We start from the raw sequence: 17,290 nt of genomic DNA on the forward strand, positions 1-17,290 counted from the left end.
CGAGGTCGCGCACCTGACAGCTGATCGCGGGCCGCTCACCCGTCGCGGGTGGTCGCCGGGGTTGGGGCGACATGTCCCCGCAAGGAGCACCGAACCGGCCGGCTCGCTGCCACGCGCGCCGCGCGATCTTCGTGGGTCGTCGGTGCCGATGATCCAGAAACGCGAGATCCCCGGGTCCGTCCCGTTCGACGGGGATGGACCCGGGGATCTCGTCATCCGACGGCCCGGTCTAGCAGGCCGGGGCGAGACCTGGCCTCGCCGGCGCATGACGGGCAGCACCCCGGCGGGTGCGTCCGGTCAGGACCGCCTCCCGTTCGGACTCACTCATCCCGCCCCATACTCCGTAGGGCTCCCGGGCGGCTAGGGCATGTTCCCCGCAGGCCCGGACAACCGGACAACGCGCGCAGATGGCCTTCGCTGCGGCTTCCCTGGCGGCACGGGCCGGGCCGCGCTCCCCCTCCGGATGGAAGAAGAGCTCGGTGCTCTCGCCTCGGCAGGCACCGTGGAGCTGCCACTCCCACTTCTCCGCGCCGGGGCCTGGAAGTCGTCGGACGTCGGTCATAGGCCTGACCCCCCTTTCGACCTGAGCGGCTGGCGCCGCGACTACCCGGTCACCGTAGCCGCCCGCCATCGACTGGAGATCTTGGAATTTCACCCGGTCGACCGGCGCCGTCTTCCTGCTGGCGGACCACGCTCCCGACGCAGATCAGGCCGGGAGCGGGCGGGACGGCGCGACCAGCGACAACCGTGGACGTCCGACCACGCCGGGTACCGACACCGCGCAGGTCGCCGCCAACCAGTCGACAGGTGGCGGATGCGCGCGCCGCCGGCAGTTGACGCCTACCCGTCGCCAGGGTCGTAACACGAATCAGCATCCGAATTCCCGGCGCAGGCGAAGATGATCACCGATCGTGGGCTGGGGCCGCGATCCGGCGCCCGCGCAGCGGCACGGCACGGCACGGCACGGCGGGGCACGGTGCGGCGGGGCACGGTGCGGGAACAGGCACAAGAAAAATGGGCACGCGCAGCGTTGCGCGTGCCCGGAATCAGTGACCTTCGAACGGCGGCCGGGTGGACCGGTCGGCCGGGGCGGGGGCGGCGGTGGGCCGCCCGGGGGTCAGCGGGTGTCCGCCTCGGAGGCCGCCGACGCCTCATACGCGCCGTCGGCGAAGCCGCGCGCATAGTCCCAGCTCACGTAGCAGGCCGGGTCCGGGGCGTAGGCGGGCTCATGCACCCGGGTGCGCCCCTCGTCGAGGAGGTGGCGCAGATTCCCGGCCAGCAGGTCCCAGTCGAAGTAGTGCGGCTCGGCGCACCCCTCGCAGTCGACCACCAGGCCCCGGTAGCCACGTGGTTCGAGCAGCGTCCGGAAGACGTCGAGGTCGCCCAGCTCGGCGAGGATCTCTTCCCGCTCCCGGAGGGACAGCGGTTCGAGCAGGTCCAGATCCTCGGCGGAATCGAGCTGCGCGAGCTCGGCCGCCGGGTCCTCGGGGTCGCCCGCGAAGGGGTCGAGGGGCTCGTTGCTCACGAGGAACACGCTACGCTTGTAGCCACAGCTTAGTGGTCCCGATACCGAGTCCGGCACTGACGTGCGGGGCATTCGTTCCAGATGCCCGAATCTGTCCCGACCTGGATGGCTTCCCGTGGTGCCTGCGCTGCTCTCGGGATGTGTCGTGGGGATCCCCGAGCTCCTGGTCCGTGCCCGGTCTGCCTGTTGTCGGCATCCCTTTCGCCCGATTCCGGGGACAGGTCCGCGCTCTTTGTGCTAGCGAGCCAGTATTCCGCTTTGGTCGCGGCGCGGCCGGGCCGGCTGAGTACGGAGCAGGGTGCGATCCGCGGCCGGGAGGCTCGTCCGTGGCCTGTGTGGTGCTCTCGGTCACGCGGGGGCGTTCGGGGCCGATGCCGGGCCTCTACGATGGGGATATCACCGTCGCCCGACCGGCGGGCCGCGCACGAAGCCGCATGCGCGACAGGTCCTCCCCGACCTGCGTCTGCTGCTCCTGACCTGCGTCTGCCCCTGACATGTCCACCGAGTGTGGGCCGGCTCGCCCGGTAGCCGGGTGCGGGATCCCCCACGCGCCGCGGGGTAGCCACCGCAGGCGCGGGGCCGACGCGAACGGAAAGGTGCCATGGACGGTTCCGCCGCCACTCCGACGACCTCGACCACGCGTGCGGCCGGAGAACCCCGCATCGACCCGGCACCCGGCCCGGCGGCGGACGTCCGGTCCGCGCCCGGGGCTGAGGGGGCAGCCCTTCCCCCGAAGCTGGCGATGCTCGGCCTCACCTACGACGATGTGCTCCTCCTGCCGGCCGCGTCCGAGGTGGTTCCGTCATCGGTGGACACGTCCACCCGGCTGTCCCGCAACATCTCCCTGGCCGTGCCACTGGTCTCCTCCGCGATGGACACGGTGACCGAGGCGCGGATGGCGATCGCGATGGCGCGCCAGGGCGGCGTCGGCGTCCTGCACCGCAACCTGTCGGTCGACGAGCAGGCGCAGCAGGTCGACATGGTGAAGCGGTCCGAGTCGGGCATGATCACCGCGCCGATCACCTGCGGGCCGGACGCGACGATCGAGGACGCGAACGTCCTGATGGCGCGGTACCGCATCTCAGGCGTCCCGGTGACCCAGCCGGACGGTCTGCTCCTTGGCATCGTGACCAACCGCGACATCCGCTTCGAGCGCGACTACACCCGCCGGGTCCGCGACGTGATGACCCCGATGCCGCTGGTCACCGCCCCGGTGGGCGTGTCGGCGGACGACGCCCTGGGTCTGCTGCAACGCCACAAGGTGGAGAAGCTGCCCATCGTCGACGACGCCGGCCGCCTGCGCGGGCTGATCACGGTGAAGGACTTCACCAAGCGCGAGCAGTACCCGCACGCCACGAAGGACGCCGACGGGCGCCTCGTGGTGGGAGCCGCCATCGGCGTCGGTGAGGACGCCCTCAAACGTGCCCAGGTCCTCGTCGCGGCCGGGGTCGACTTCCTCGTCGTCGACACGGCGCACGGCCACCACCGCGCCGTGCCGGACATGATCGCCCGACTCAAGGCCGAGATGCCCACCGGCGCCAACGGCCGGCCGCTGGACATCATCGGCGGCAACGTGGCCACCGCCGCCGGCGCTGCCGCTCTCGTCGCCGCCGGCGCCGACGCGGTCAAGGTGGGGGTCGGGCCAGGCTCCATCTGCACCACCCGGGTCGTCTCCGGTGTCGGGGTCCCGCAGGTCACGGCGATCTACGAGGCGGCCCGCGCGGCGCGGGCGGCTGGCGTTCCGGTCATCGGCGACGGCGGCCTGCAGTACTCCGGCGACATCGCGAAGGCGATCGCGGTCGGGGCCGACACGGTGATGCTCGGCAGTCTGCTCGCCGGCGTCGACGAGAGCCCGGGCGAGCTCATCTTCATCAACGGCAAGCAGTACAAGTCCTACCGCGGGATGGGTTCACTCGGCGCCATGCGCAGCCGTGGGGGCAACCGGTCCTACTCGAAGGACCGTTACTTCCAGGACGACGTCCTGTCGGATGACAAGCTCGTCCCGGAGGGCGTCGAGGGCCAGGTGCCCTACCGGGGCTCGCTCGCGGGCATGGCCCACCAACTCATCGGCGGCCTGCGGGCGGCCATGGGGTACACCGGCTCGGCGACGATCCACGACCTGCAGGAGTACAGCCAGCTGGTGCGGATCACCTCCGCGGGCCTCACCGAGAGCCACGCGCACGACGTCCAGATGACCGTCGAGGCGCCGAACTACACCCGGTGAGCCCGGCTGCCTCTCGTCACGGCCTGCCGCCGGCCGGACGGGCAGGATGGTCGGCGGAACTAGCCAAGGTTGACCAGGAGGCCGGACACGGTGGCTGACGTCGAGATCGGTATTGGGAAGAGCGCGCGGCTGGCCTATGGCCTGGACGCCGTGGGCATCGTCCCCTCGCGGCGTACCCGCGACCCAGCCGACGTGTCGCTCGGGTGGGAGATCGACGCCTACCGTTTCGACCTGCCGATCGTCGCCGCGGCGGCCGACGCGGTGACCTCGCCGGCGTCGGCGATCGCGCTCGGGCGGCTGGGCGGGCTCGGTGTCCTGCACCTGGAAGGGCTGTGGACCCGGCACGAGGAGCCCGAGCCACTGCTGGCGGAGGTGGCGGCGCTCGGCGCCGAGGCCGGCGCACTCGCGGCGGCCGGGCGGCTGCGCGAGCTGTACACCGCTCCGGTGCAGCCGGACCTGATCGGCGCCCGGCTGCTCGAGATGCGGGAGGCGGGCATCGTCACCGCCGCCGCGCTGCGACCGCAGAAGGTCCGGTCGCTGTGTCCGTACGTCGTCGCGGCCGGCGTCGACCTCCTGGTCATCCATGGCACGGCGGTGTCGGCGGAGCACCAGTCCCGGCGGACCGAGCCGCTCAATCTCAAGCAGTTCATAGGACAGCTCGACATTCCGGTCATCGTCGGTGGCTGTGCCTCCTTCTCCACCGCACTGCACCTGATGCGGACGGGGGCTGCCGGGGTGATCGTCGGCGTCGGCGGCGGGCTGGGCGACGACACGGCCGCAACCCTCGGAATCGGTGTGCCGCTGGCGACAGCCATCGCCGACGCCGCAGGCGCGCGAATGCGCTACCTCGACGAGTCCGGTGGCCGCTACGTGCACGTCATCGCGCATGGCGACCTGCGCAGCGGGGGGGACGTGGCGAAGGCCGTGGCGTGCGGTGCCGACGCGGTGATGGTGGATTCGCTGCTGGCGCAGGCAGTGGACGCCCCGGGCCAGGGCGCTGTCTGGTCGATGGAGATGCTCCACTCCGATCTGCCGCGCGGGCGGTGGGCACAGCTGCCGGCATCCCGCTCCGTGGCGGAGATCCTCACCGGAGCCGGGGGGAACGCCGTGGACGGTGTGGCGAACATCGCCGGAGCGCTGCGCACGGCCATGGCCACTACGGGCTACGCGACGTTGAAGGAGTTCCAGAAGGCCGAGATCATGGTCGCCGCCGGCGGCTGACGGGGCGGTGCCTGACCGGCCCGCGGCATGCGGATGCCATGCGGCCGACCCGGGCGCCGTGGGTGCCGATCCGTCGTGGCACTCTGGGAGCCGTCCGTCTCCGGAGTGAAGGACGGCTGATGCGCCTCGACGAGAACGGCCGCTGGGTCAGCGACGACGGCGCCTACGTCTGGGACGAACCCGCCCAGACCTGGCGGCTCGCGAACGTCGCGTCGCGTTCCGACCTGCCCATGGCGGGCTCTGCTGCCACGGGCGCCGCCGCGGCGGTCTCCGCCGGGCCGGCACGCCCGGGCCAGGGGAGTGGGGCGGAGAGCCCCCGGCGCGGCGGCTACTGGGTGGGTGCCCCGGCCTCGACCGGCGAGAACACGACGGATTTCCGTGTCGGCGCGCCGGACGCGGCCTCGCCCGGCGAGGCCGCCCGCCAGGCCGGTGGCGGCTGGACGCCGCCAGACGGTGGCCCTGGTGGCCCCGCCCCGACCGGCCCGATCTTCACCGGTGAGGCCTACACCGGGCCCACGCCCACGGCGGGAACCTTCGTCGGCTACCAGACCGGCCCGCAGGCGACCCGGCCGGGCCCGGCCCGTACCGGGCCGGGAGCAGTAGACCTGGCCGGCACCGGCCCGTTCGACCACGCCACACCGGCTGGCCGCGGCGTCGACCGTGCCGGCCCCACCGCCGATCCGCTGGGTGTCGATCCGTTCGGGAGCGGTGCCCATCCTGTGGTCTCCGTCCCGAAGAACTGGGCACCGGGCACCGCCGACCACCCCGGGACCACCGACCTGGGGACCAGGAATCCGGAGCACACGGATCCGCTCGCCCCCCGCGTGCTGGGAGGTCCCGCCGCTCCCGCGCTCCAGAAAGATCCGCAGAGCGGATCCGAGCTGCCTGAGCACACCGAGGGCATTCCTCGGCGGACAGTCCAGCCCCGGCAGCCGTCCGTTGGGCGTCCCGTCTTCGGGGCCGAGGACTCGCCCGGCGGTGCCGGGTCGCGCGCGGGATCCGGGCCGCAGGCCGCCCTGGGCGCGGACGCGGATCTGGGCGACGCCGACCAGGACGAGGACGAGGACGAGGACGCCTGGTACAACGCTCCGGCATCCTCGCGCCGCCCGCCGGTGCGGCGGGCGCGCGCGCAGCGCCAGCCGGGAATGTTGGAGGACCCGTCCGCGGGCTGGGAGGACGACCCCGGCGGCCCCGGCTCTGCTGACGGCGGCGGCGATGCCGGGGTCGCGGCGGACCGTGGTGGGCTGCCGGGCCGGCTCGCCGCAATGCTGCGCCGGCCGGCGGTGGCCGCTGTCGCGGTGGCGGTCGCGCTCGTGGCCGCACTCGGAGTGGCCGGTTTCATCGTCCTGGGCGGCGACGACGCGCCCGCGGTGACCGGCCCGGTGGCTGCCGAGGGCCAGTACGACCCGAAGCTCCGCCAGACCTACATCAACGAATGCCTCAACGTCAGCGACGGCAACGAGCGCTTCTGCACCTGCACCCTGACAAAACTGGAGGGCCAGTACACCCAGGACCAGTACCTGGCCCTCAATCGGGACGTCAGTTCCGACAGCTCCCAGCGCATCGTGCGCGAGATCTACACGGCCTGCCGCAATCTCCGATGAGAGCGTCCGTGTACAGTGTGATGATCCCGTTTGCGACCGATTCGCGTTCGTCTCGGTCGATTCCGCGGTCCGTTTCGGGCGTGCGGGACGGTCGTGGCCACATTCGCGGTCGCAGTCATGGCCTCGTCGGCGAGGGCGGTCGATGAGCGGAGTCGACGAGGCTGCGACAGCGCGATGCGGGTCTGGTGCCGGGCGACGCGGGCCCAACCATCGCGGTGGCAGGCGGGTGATTGATCCGTGACAACAGACAGCACGGACCGACCCTCCGGCGGCCGTCGCGACGATGACTTCTTCGCCGTCGAGCGGGTCGGTGAACCCGAGGAGGCGGCTCCGGCCTACCGCCCGGCACCGACGTCCGGCGGCGGGTGGGACACGACCCCGTGGCCGTCCTCCGGTCCTGATGTCGGCGGCGGCGCCGGTTCGGCAGGCGGCCCCGTGATCGTCGGTGGCAGCCCCGTGGTCAGTGGTGGCGGTCCGGTCGTCAGCGGTGGTCCGGTCGTGGGCGGGGCTGGTGGTGTCGTCGTCGGTGGCGCGCCGAGCAGCGACCCGTTCGACGTCAGTTCGACGTGGAGCGGCCCGTCGCCGCTGGCTGCTGGTCCGGCGGTCGAGGTCGAGACGTCCCGTGGTGTTCCTGACGGCCGTGGCGCGACCCCCGCTCCGTCCAACGCGGTTCCGCTGCCGCCAGGCCTGCCGGCCGTTGCGAGGCCTGAGCCCGGGGCACCGGTCACCGATGTGTTCGGCTCACCTCCCGGCTATGGCGCGGCGCAGCGGGGCTACGTGGAGTCCACGCCCCCGCCGCGTTATCCGACCGAGCGTTCACCCCTTCTGCCGGACCACCCGGTCACTCCCGCCGGCCCGACCGGTCCTGTCGGTCCGGCCACCGGATCGGTGCGTATCGGAGGCGAGCAGAGCGGCTATCCGGGCTACGGCGCGGCCGTTCCGCAGCCGCAGCAGCCGCCACAGCCACAGCCGCCACAACGGCAGCCGCATTCCGATACGGACCGGCCGCGCAGCGGTGGCCCGCTTCGCCCGGATCAGACCGGCGGATTCCCCCGGCCCTACCAGACCGGCGGGTTCCGCCGACCGGCGGCCGGGTACTCCGGTCAGCCCGAAGGAACCGGGCCCGGGGCGGCCGTCGACCCGTGGAACGGCGCAGGTTCGGGCACCGGGCAGCAGATGGGCGCCTCGCTACCGCCCCGGCAGGGTCCGCCGACCGGCGGGCTGCCGCGGGTCGCGCGACCGCCGCAGGACGGATACCCGACCCGCTCCGATCCGCCGCCCGGCCATGGCCCGGCCAGCGGCTCCGGCTCCTATGTTCTGGGCGGAACTGGTCTGGGTGGAACGGACACCGGTGGATACCGCATCGGCGGCCCGGGTGGGTACGGCGTCGAGTCCGGGCCTGCCCACGGATCATCCGCCCCGCCGCCCGGTGGACCCCTGCGCCCCGCCGGCGCCCTGCCACCCGGCGCGCCGTCGCCGGCGAGCCTGCCACCGGGGAATCCTCCGCCAGCGAGTCCGTACCCGCTCGGCGGCCCGGCGGTCACCGGCGGAATGCCCATCGGGGGCGGGTCCGGGTCACGGGCCGGCACGGCAGGCACGACCGGCGCCGCCGGAGGAGCCCACAGTGGTACGGGCCCGGCACCGGCGCGCACGCGGGCCTCGCTTCCCTCCGGTTCCTGGTCCACCCCGTCGTCACCAGGACTGCCGATGGCGGATCGGGCTGGTGAGCCACGTGGCGGTGAGGCGTCGGGCCCATGGCGCGTCCCGGGCCGCGACGTGCCGCAGGACTACCTGCCCGCGCGGCGCCGCGGTGCCGAGCCACTGCCGCCTGGCATGGATCCGCTGTCCGGCCCGCTGCCGAACGGGGTGCCGGCCCGGGTGGACGGGCCAGGCTCGGGCCGGCCGGGTCCAGGGGGTCCGGGCGCTGGACCCGGCGCCCTGTCGGGGCCGTCCGGGCCTTGGCGCGCGCTGCCGGCCGGCACGCCGGTCGAGGACACGATGCTCACCGCGCGGCCGTCCTTCCGTCCGGGCGCGGACGTCCCGGCGCTGCCCCCGGGCCGTTCCGGTGGGCCGGGCACCGGCGGTGCCGTCGGGGCCACGGGGCCGGGAACGGCCCCGCCGAGTGCCGGGGCCGGTACGGGTCCCCAGGGTGCCGCGAGCCCGGCTGTCACCACGACCGGTCCGGGCCGCGGGAGGCGTCCTGAGAGCGCGGTCGAGATGACGTCGCTGGTGACCCGCCGGGGCCGCGGGCGAAGCGGGGCCGACCGGGACGAGGACCCGGGCTGGCAGCCGTCCCGCTCGGTGCGCCGCACCGGGCAGCGAGGGGTGCCGGCCGACCGTCGGCGCACCCCGAACCCGGTGACCGACACGGACAGTCTGCAGGCCGTCTCGACACCGGCGCCGCGGCGCGGGTCGTCCCGGCCGGGCGAGGCACGGGACGACACCGGCCTGGACGAGACGGGGACCGCGGGGCGCACCCGCACACCGCGCCGGGACCGGTCCGCCGCCGGCGCGCTGGACGTCGAGGACCTGCGCCCGGAGAACCGCCGGTCGGCGGCGCGCGGTGCGGGCCGTGCGGGGCGCCGTGGCCGGGACACGGGTGCCACCGACGTGGCAGGTCTGGACCGTGCGGACGGGGCGGACGGGCTCGACGGGCCTGACAACCGCGGTACCGGCAGCCGTGGGACGGGTAGTCGTGGCACCGGCAGCCGTGGGTCCGCCGCGCGCGGCGCTGGTGGCCGCGGCGACGGCGGCCGTGGTGACGGTGGCCGCGGCGGCGGCGGGACCGGTCCGCGCGGCGGTGCCGCGGCGGAGCGCCGTGGGACCCGAGCGGTCGGTGTGCTCGAACCCGCGGATCTTCACGACGAGCCGGACGAGAACTCCGCGTCGCCGGAGGCCGACCGGTTCGCCTGGCTCAAGCATGGCTGGATCGGCCCGCTGGCGATCGCCCTGGTGGTGTCGCTGCTCGTGGTCGGGCTGTACACGGTGCTGATGGGCGGGGACAGCGGCGAGGAGTCATCGCCGGAGCCGACGGYGCCGCAGGCCAGCCAGGTCGCCCAGGAGCCGACCACACAGGAGGCGCTGCAGGGCAGGGCCCTGGTCAACGGGACCTGGCGCTGCCGCCTGATGGTTGATGTGAACTCCGCCGGCGAGCCGTTGTCGGACGTGTTCGTCGTCGAGCCGACGGGGYTGACGTACCGGTGGAACAACACCCCGGGGGAGTACAGGATGGCTCCCTCGCAGGGCGATAATCCGGACACCACGGTCGCCGCCGTTCAGTTCACCAGCGGCCCGCTCGCGGGAGTGTCCGGGGACAGCCTCGTTTCCCCCGGTCGCGGAGCGGGCGGCAGGGCGGAGGGAACCCTCTTCCTCCGTGCGGCGCAGAACCAGCCGGACCGGGCCTGCTACGCGAACTGATCCGCCTCCGTACTCCTCCGCCACGCGGGGCAGGGTTCTCCCTCACGAAGTGCGCTCTTTGTGGAATGCGGGTGCAGTGATGAGACCCCGGAGGTGAGTGCCGGATGCGATCGCCGTCAGCGCCGCGGATCGACCTCGCTGCGCTGCGTGAGGGCTTACCGGAGAAGCCCGACAAATGGGATCGGCACGCTATCTGATGTTCCTGGCGACCCGCCGGTCCGCGGACCCGGTGAATTGCATATTCCAGTCATGGGGCAGGATCGTGTGTCATGTTCTGGTCTGACCGTGTTGCTGGTACCAGGCGGCGGCACGCCGCTCAGGAAATCTTGAACCACGGAGGTTCTGGCCTCCCTGATCCCGGCGGAGCGGACCTGGTCACGGCGCCGGAGAGCCCGGCCGGCCCCCGCGTCGAGATGCGTCCGGAGGGCTGGCGGCTGGTCGATCGCCGGGGCCTTCTCAAGGCGGCGGGAATGGCCGCGGCCGCGGTTCCGTCGGCTGCCCTGCTGGCCGCCTGCGGCGGTGGTTCGAGCGGCAGCGGCAGTCGTGCGGTACGTATCGGCATGGTCAGCCCGCAGACCGGCGCACTGCGGAACTTCGCCGACGTCGACAATCATGTTGTCGAGCGGATGCGGAACCAGTTCAAGGACGGCATCCGGGTCGGCAGGAACACGCTGCCGGTGGAGATCTTCGTCCGGGACGGGCAGTCCGACCGCAACAGGGCCGCCTCCGCCGCCGCCGACCTCATCTTCACCGACCGCGTCGACGTCGTCCTGGTCGGTGGCACCGCGGACAACGTGAACCCGGTGTCCGACATCTGCGAGGCACAGGGAGTTCCCTGTATCTCGTCCGCGGTGCCGTGGGAGGCCTGGTTCTATGCTCGCGGCGGTGATCCGCAGCGGCCGTTCGTCTGGACCTACCACCTCAACTGGGGCATGGCCGATCTGCGGGCGGCCTACCGGGGCATGTGGAGCCCGCTGGAGGTCCCCCGCAGCGTGGCGCTGCTGCTACCGCGGGACCAGGAGGGCGACGCGTTCGCCAATGTCGACTACGGTCTGCCCAAACTGGGCGAGGAAGGCTTCCAGATCGTCGGGCGGCCGGAGGATTACCGCTACAACGTGGACGCCCGCTCCTACTCGTCGATAGTGCGGAACATCGTCGAGAACGAGGTATCCATTATCGCCGGCGTGCCCAATGTGACGGACTTCTCCGCGTTCTGGCGTGAGCTGAACGAGCAGAACTATCGGCCGCACATCGTGTGCCTGTCGCGGGCGCTTCTCTTCCGCGACGACCTGCAGGCCTTCGGTACCGCTGCGAAGGGATTCTCGACCGAGGTGGGCTGGTCCCCGCGGCACCAGTTCCGCAGCTATCTCACCCAGCGTACGGCGGAGGAGATCGCGGCCGAGTACAACGACGACAAAGGGCGGCCCTGGTCCCCGATCCTGGGGTTCACCCACGCGATGTTCGAGGTGCTCGCGCAGGCACTCGTCACCGTCGAATCCATCGACGAGCCGCAGGGGATCGCCGATGCGATCTCCAGGCTGCAGCAGGCCCGCACTGTTGTCGGCCCCGTCACCTTCGGGGACCAGGCGAAACAGCTGCCGAAGAACGTCGCGAGTGTCCCGCTGGCCGGCGGGGTGTGGACGCAGCAGAACAACGAGTTCGGCCTGCACGTCGTCAGCGCCACCACCCCCGGGCTCAACGTCGCCGTCGAGCCTGACCAGAGGATGATCGACCTGAGGTCCCAGGAGGGCAACTGACGTTCGGGGACAGCCGGTCCCGGTGACGCAGACGGCGTGGGGGGTGCATCCCGTTTCGGGAGGCACCCCCCACGCCGTTGTCACAGCCATCGTGCGGGCCGCGGGGTGGTCGACCCCGCTGCCTCGGGTCAGGTACGCGCCGCCGCGCGCGTCATCGTGTGCTCGACCACCGCGATCAGGGCGGTCTTGGTGGAGTCGCGGTTGCGGGCGTCACAGGTGATGATCGGGACGGCCTGGTTGATCTGCAGCGCCTCCCGAACATCCTCGATGGAGTGTCGCAGGATGCCGTCGAAGCAGTTCACCCCGACGACGAACGGCAGCTGGCGCTGCTCGAAGTAGTCGACGGCGGCGAAGCAGTCGGCGAGGCGCCGGGTGTCGGCCAGCACGATCGCGCCGATGGCGCCGCGCACGATGTCGTCCCACATGAACCAGAACCGGTACTGCCCGGGTGTCCCGAACAGGTAGAGGATCAGGTCCTCGTCGAGGGAGACACGGCCGAAGTCCATCGCCACGGTCGTGGTGGTCTTGTCCACGAGGTGTGTGAGGTCGTCGACGTGCGCGCCGGCCTCGGTCATGACGGCCTCGGTGCGCAGCGGGACGATCTCGGACACGGAGCCCACGAACGTCGTCTTGCCGGCGCCGAACCCACCCGCCACCHCGATCTTGACCGAGGTCGTGGCGACGGCGGAGTTGACCCGTCGGTGGTCAGAGCTTTCGAAGGCCACTGAGAACCCTTTCGAGCAACGCGAGATCCGGCGCCTCATCGCGGTCCGGCTGCTGGTGGACGCGGACGAAGCCTTCGTCCGCCATATCGCCTACCAGGACGCGGGCGACCCCGAGGGGCACCCTCAGACCGGCTGCGATCTCAGCGATTGACCGCACCTGCCGGCACATCGCGGCGATGGTCTGCTGCTCCAGGTTGAGGCTTAGTGCCCGCTCCTCACCGAGCGGGGTCGTGAAGACGAGTGCCTCGATGGCGAGCTCGTAGCGTGACCGAGTTCGCCCGCCGGTCATCGCGTAGGGACGGACGACCGGTCCGGGCGCGTTCTCGGGATCGATGCTCACCCTGACTCCCTGGACTTACCGTTCACCGCGGAAGCGTCCCTTGCAGCTCGGCCCGCAGGGCCGGCGTGAGGACGTCCTTGGCGCGGCTGACGAGCAACGCCATCTCGTAGCCGACCAGCCCGATGTCGCAGGACGGTGCGGCGAGGACGGCCATGCTGGCCCCGTCGCTGATGGCCATGATGAACAGGAAGCCCAGTTCCATCTCGACGACGGTCTGCGTCACCGCACCGGCCTCGAAGACCCGGGCGGCGCCGCCGGTGAGGCTCACCAGCCCCGACGCCACCGCGGCGAGCTGGTCGGCCCGGTCCCGGGGGAAACCGTCCGAGACGGCCAGCAGCAGTCCGTCGGCGGAAACCACCACGGTGTGGGCGACGCCCGGAACCCGGTCAACAAAGTTGTTGATCAACCAGTTGAGGTTCTGGGCCTCGGAACTCACGGGTGTCACCGTTCCTCCTGCGCGTCACGTCGGGGATTCCTCGTGGTGTCAACTCCGACATCACGTCCCTGCCGCACGCCCTGGTAGAAGCTGGCGAGCCGGCCACCGACGGCCTGTGGGGAGCGTGTCGCCGCCGGCTCGGGGGGACGCCGGCTGGGCGCTGGTTCGGCGCTGCCGGGCACGAGATGGGTCATGGGAACTCGAACCGGAAGCCCGGACCGGGTGGTGCCGCCGGCACTGGGCTGGCGGAGCTGCTCCGCAGCCTTCCAGCCCTCGTCGCCCGCGGACGACCAGGATCCGTCCGGTGCCTGTCCGGCGGGGGCCATGGGCTGCGGACCGGTCTGCGGCATCTGGCGGGGAGCCTGAGCCGCGGCGGCAGGGACCTGCACGCCGGGGCCAGGGCGGCGGATCCCCCGGCCGGGGGAGTCCAGTGCCGGCTCGCCGCGGAGCGGTGACCGCGGTGCACCCGGCGGCTGGATGCCGGTGCCCGGTCGGGCGGGAGCCTGTGGCTGGGCCCGCCGGGGGAGCGGTGTGGCCTGGACGGGCGGGCCCGCCGGGGCCTGCCCGCGGGCCGGCGCGGGGCGGGCCGGCGCGGGCCGGCCGTTCACCACGCCGTTGCCGGCGCCGTTCGCGGGTGGCGGGGTCTTGCGCTGGAACCAGGCCGACACCGAGTCGAAGATCGGCGTGGTGAAGGTGTCGTCGTCCTCCAGCTCGTCCGTCGCCGTCTCGCCGGTGTCCTCGGCGCGCCCGAACGTGGAGCTCTGGTTCGGGCCGGTCTCGCCCGGGCCGATCTCCCGGTTCCCGCGGAAAGCCGCAGCCAGGCCCGGGCCGGTGCGCGGGAACGGGTCACCCGTGTCGGGTGCGGGCCGCCCGGCACCGCGGTTGAACACCCCGCCCGGGCGCGACAGCGCGTCGGTGTCGGGCTCGCTGTAGACCTGGTTCGGCCCCGAGGGCGGCCCGATCTGCAGCGGGCCGGACAGGTCGTCCCCACCGCGGACGTCCGCGAGCGGGTAGCCGTTGGAGTCGGTGAGCCCTCGCCCGGCGTCCGGGACCCGGTTCGGGCCGGACCGGTCCAGGCGCCCGGGGAGCTCCAACGGGCCGGTGTGCTCCCGGGGACCGGTGAGCTCCTGCGGGCCGGTGTACCCACGCGGCCCGGTGTGCTGCTGCGGCCCGGTCTCCGCCCGCCGCCCGCCGGTCTCCAGCGGGTAGGTGTAGGGGTGCTCGCCGGTGTGCGGCTCCTCGGTGTAACCGCCCTGGTCGTAGCCGCCCTGGTCGTAGCCGGTACCGCCCCGGTGGGGCAGAGAGCCGGAGTCGAAGGCCTCGAGCGGGTACTCGGCGGAATCCTCGTCGCCGGTCCGCCCCTGGTCGGGGAAGCCGGCAGGCGGGCCGGCGTCGAACCGGTCGGGCCCGGTGGAGCCGGGCCCGCTGCCGGTGTCCCGGGCGAACTGGCCGTTGTGCCCGGCCCGGTCGTCCCGTTCGCCCCAGCCGCCCCGCTCACCGCGGCCACCCGGTTCGGCGGAGTCGGGCCGCGGCGGGCGGGGCCCGCCGAACAGCGATGCTCCGCCGGGGCTGGTGAAGCCACCGCCCGGTGCCTGTCCGAACCCGGCACCGTTGCCGCCGGGGGCGACGGACGAGCCACCTGCGGCCGAGGCGGTCGCCGGGTCGACGATCGGGTTGAAGTTCGTGGTCTGCAGGCCCGACCCGATGCCGTTGCGCTCGGGCGCGGGCGGAAGCGCGGGCGGACCAGCCGGGCCGCGGCCGCCGGCCGAACCGGCGTCCCGCCCGTTCGCGGGGGCGATCGCTGCCGGGCGCGGTCCGCTCGGCAGTGCACCGCTGTCGCCGGTGACCAGCTTGGCGGGCAGGCGGACGACGGCGGTGATACCGCCGGAGGCGGATTCGCGCAGCTGGACCCGGATGCCGTGGCGGCCGGCCAGCCGGCCGACAGCGAACAGACCCATCGTCCGCGAGACGGAGACGTCGACGACCGGCGGGTTCGCGAGYCGCTCGTTGACCCGTTCGAGCTCCTTGGCGGGCATGCCGATGCCCTGGTCCTCGATCTCGATCATCGCGCCGGCGCCGGGGCCCAGCGAGTGGCTGGACACCGCGACGTCGGTGACGGGCGGCGAGTAGGAGGTGGCGTTCTCCAGCAGCTCGGCGATCAGATGGACCACGTCGCTGACACCGCTGCCGGCGATGGAGACCGGCGCGGCGCCGGTCTGCTTCACCCGGGTGTACTGCTCCACCTCGGAGATGGCGGCGAGGACGACCTCGTTGACCGGCACCGGGTGCGTCCACCGGCGTGCGGTGTCCGTCCCGGCGAGAACCAGCAGGGACTCGTTGTTCCGCCGCATACGGGTGGCGAGGTGGTCGAGCTTGAAGAGGTTGGCGAGCTGGTCCGGGTCCTGCTCGCGGTTCTCCAGGTCGTCGATCAGGCGAAGCTGGCGCTCGACGAGGCCCTGGCTTCGCCGGGAGAGGTTCACGAACATCGCGTTGACGTTGTTCCGCAGGACGGCCTGCTCGGAGGCGAGCCGGACCGCCTCGCGGTGGACCGCGTCGAACGCCCGCGCGACTTCACCGATCTCCTCGTCGGAGTCGATACCGATCGGCTCGATCTCGTCGTTGAGGGTCTGGTCGCTGGAGTCCCGCAACCGGCGGACGGCCTCGGGCAGTCGGCGCCCGGCGACGTCGAGGGCGGCGGTCCGCAGCGAGAGCAGGGGCCGGACGAGTGACCGGGCGACAACCACGGCGGCGAGCAGCGCACTGGCGAGAATGAAGACGATCAGCAGACCGGAGAGCAGTGCCCCGCGCTGAATTCCGCCGCGCAGCTCGTCGACCCGGTCGTCGGCGTCGTTGACCAGACCGGCGCTGACCTCGTTGCTGCGGTCGAGGGTCTCCTTGGTCACGCGCGCCCACTTGTCGGACGCGGGCGCCGCCGGTGTCGTCAGCGGCACGTCCGTGGGAGCGTCGAGAATCTGTTCCGTATACAGAGYGGTGAGTGCGATGTCCGGATTCTCAACACTGACATTGTCACGGTAGGTAGCGAGCTGGGTGGGTGTCGCATCTTTCTCGAATGCGCGAATCAGTTCGGTGCGCTGCGAGTAGGTGGTGAGGAACTCACGGTAGTCGTCGGTCGAGAATGGCTGCGCGCCGACGATGACACCGTGCGCAAGTGCCTGTGCGTTGGCGAGTTCCTCGTCCGCCCGGACAAGGTGATCATTGGCGTTGACGCTGGTGAGTAGTTCCTGATCGTCATTTCCCTGCGGGATGAGGATCACAAGGTCGATCAGCGAGTCGATGATCGGCTTGTAGGCGGTGCGCACCGAGTCCGGGTCCGCGATCCGCACGACCGAAGCACGGATGCCCTCGATCCGGCCCAGCGCCGTGTCAGCGTTGACCAGCGCCTCGTTGACCTCCGGCCCGAAGGAGCCCCGGCGGCGGTCGGCCGTGCTCCGGTAGCCGGCGAGGGCGTCGTCCACCGCGGTCTGCAGGACCTGAACCGACGGCGCGACGCCGCCGGGACGGGTGGCCACGAAACTGGTGGTGAACGTCCGCTCCTGCTGCAGGGCGTAGATCAGAGGCGCGGCCGACCTGTTGATCTCGATGAGATCGCGGATTCGGTTGACATCACGTGTGCTGGTCAGAACCGACGCCGCCTGGATCGACGAGTTGACCAGGATGGCCACGACCGGTACGGCAAGAATTGCGATCAGTTTGGTGCGCACCCGCCAGTTGGTCGGGTCGGTCACCAACTGGCGGAGRCCGCGGCGGCCGGATCTTTCCGGGCGCGGCGGCATGGGGGGCTGGTCGTCGTGATGCCCGTCGCCTTCGACGGGCGAACCAGCAGCCGGCATCGGCGGCTGATCTGCGGCCATGCCCGTGGTGCTGGCCATCGGTTGTCTGCGCACGTACCTTCGCAACCTCTCCGCCAGCCTCCCGGAACAGGTCGTACCAGGATGGCTCGGTATCGGGGCCCGGATGTCCCTCACAACGCACCTTAGCGGTACACAGTGAGCACCCGAAAGGCGCCCACCGTACGCCCGT

The 17,290-nt window shown here is 72.3% G+C and carries 11 protein-coding genes; 5 read left to right on the top strand and 6 right to left on the bottom strand.

The genetic code is table 11. The annotated features are described in order from the left end of the window. Positions 1-229 precede the first annotated feature (229 nt). Positions 230-562 carry a WhiB family transcriptional regulator gene (locus CC117_RS34615; RefSeq protein ID WP_035741549.1) on the bottom strand — a complete coding sequence of 111 codons (333 nt, stop codon included), beginning with the start codon at positions 560-562 and terminating at the stop codon, positions 230-232. A gap of 555 nt (positions 563-1,117) precedes the next feature. Continuing rightward, positions 1,118-1,534 carry a DUF5319 domain-containing protein gene (locus CC117_RS12730; protein ID WP_018638427.1) on the bottom strand — a complete coding sequence of 139 codons (417 nt, stop codon included), beginning with the start codon at positions 1,532-1,534 and terminating at the stop codon, positions 1,118-1,120. Between the two features lie 733 nt (positions 1,535-2,267). Between CC117_RS12730 and guaB the strand changes: the two genes are divergently transcribed. From guaB to CC117_RS12755, 5 genes are all read left to right on the top strand, one after another. Further along, the gene (gene guaB / locus CC117_RS12735; protein WP_206744820.1) at positions 2,268-3,749 is read left to right on the top strand and encodes an IMP dehydrogenase; all 1,482 of its coding nucleotides are present in this window, start codon (positions 2,268-2,270) and stop codon (positions 3,747-3,749) included. A gap of 90 nt (positions 3,750-3,839) precedes the next feature. Beyond that, positions 3,840-4,970 carry a GuaB3 family IMP dehydrogenase-related protein gene (locus tag CC117_RS12740; RefSeq protein ID WP_071083902.1) on the top strand — a complete coding sequence of 377 codons (1,131 nt, stop codon included), beginning with the start codon at positions 3,840-3,842 and terminating at the stop codon, positions 4,968-4,970. Between the two features lie 119 nt (positions 4,971-5,089). Beyond that, positions 5,090-6,574 carry a hypothetical protein gene (locus tag CC117_RS12745; protein ID WP_071083903.1) on the top strand — a complete coding sequence of 495 codons (1,485 nt, stop codon included), beginning with the start codon at positions 5,090-5,092 and terminating at the stop codon, positions 6,572-6,574. Between the two features lie 237 nt (positions 6,575-6,811). Continuing rightward, a complete protein-coding gene (locus tag CC117_RS36255) occupies positions 6,812-9,991 on the top strand; it encodes a hypothetical protein (protein ID WP_071083904.1) in 3,180 nt (1,059 codons plus the stop codon). Between the two features lie 326 nt (positions 9,992-10,317). Then, a complete protein-coding gene (locus CC117_RS12755; RefSeq protein ID WP_241830050.1) occupies positions 10,318-11,748 on the top strand; it encodes an ABC transporter substrate-binding protein in 1,431 nt (476 codons plus the stop codon). 128 nt (positions 11,749-11,876) lie between these two features. Here CC117_RS12755 and CC117_RS12760 read toward each other — a convergent pair whose 3' ends face one another. From CC117_RS12760 to CC117_RS12775, 4 genes are read right to left on the bottom strand one after another with little or no spacing between them, the layout of a single operon-like run. After that, on the bottom strand, positions 11,877-12,473 hold the full coding sequence (locus tag CC117_RS12760) for a GTP-binding protein (protein ID WP_071083906.1): 597 nt from the start codon (positions 12,471-12,473) through the stop codon (positions 11,877-11,879). Further along, on the bottom strand, positions 12,454-12,813 hold the full coding sequence (locus CC117_RS12765) for a DUF742 domain-containing protein (protein WP_006541596.1): 360 nt from the start codon (positions 12,811-12,813) through the stop codon (positions 12,454-12,456). Before CC117_RS12765 ends, CC117_RS12760 begins: the two co-directional genes overlap by 20 nt. A gap of 22 nt (positions 12,814-12,835) precedes the next feature. Then, positions 12,836-13,258 carry a roadblock/LC7 domain-containing protein gene (locus CC117_RS12770; RefSeq protein ID WP_018638950.1) on the bottom strand — a complete coding sequence of 141 codons (423 nt, stop codon included), beginning with the start codon at positions 13,256-13,258 and terminating at the stop codon, positions 12,836-12,838. Continuing rightward, positions 13,255-17,139, bottom strand: coding sequence for a nitrate- and nitrite sensing domain-containing protein (locus tag CC117_RS12775; protein WP_071083907.1), 3,885 nt, complete (start codon positions 17,137-17,139; stop codon positions 13,255-13,257). The genes CC117_RS12770 and CC117_RS12775 overlap by 4 nt, the downstream gene beginning before the upstream one ends. Positions 17,140-17,290 lie beyond the last annotated feature (151 nt).

This window comes from Parafrankia colletiae (assembly GCF_001854655.1).
GTDB lineage: Bacteria > Actinomycetota > Actinomycetes > Frankiales > Frankiaceae > Parafrankia > Parafrankia colletiae.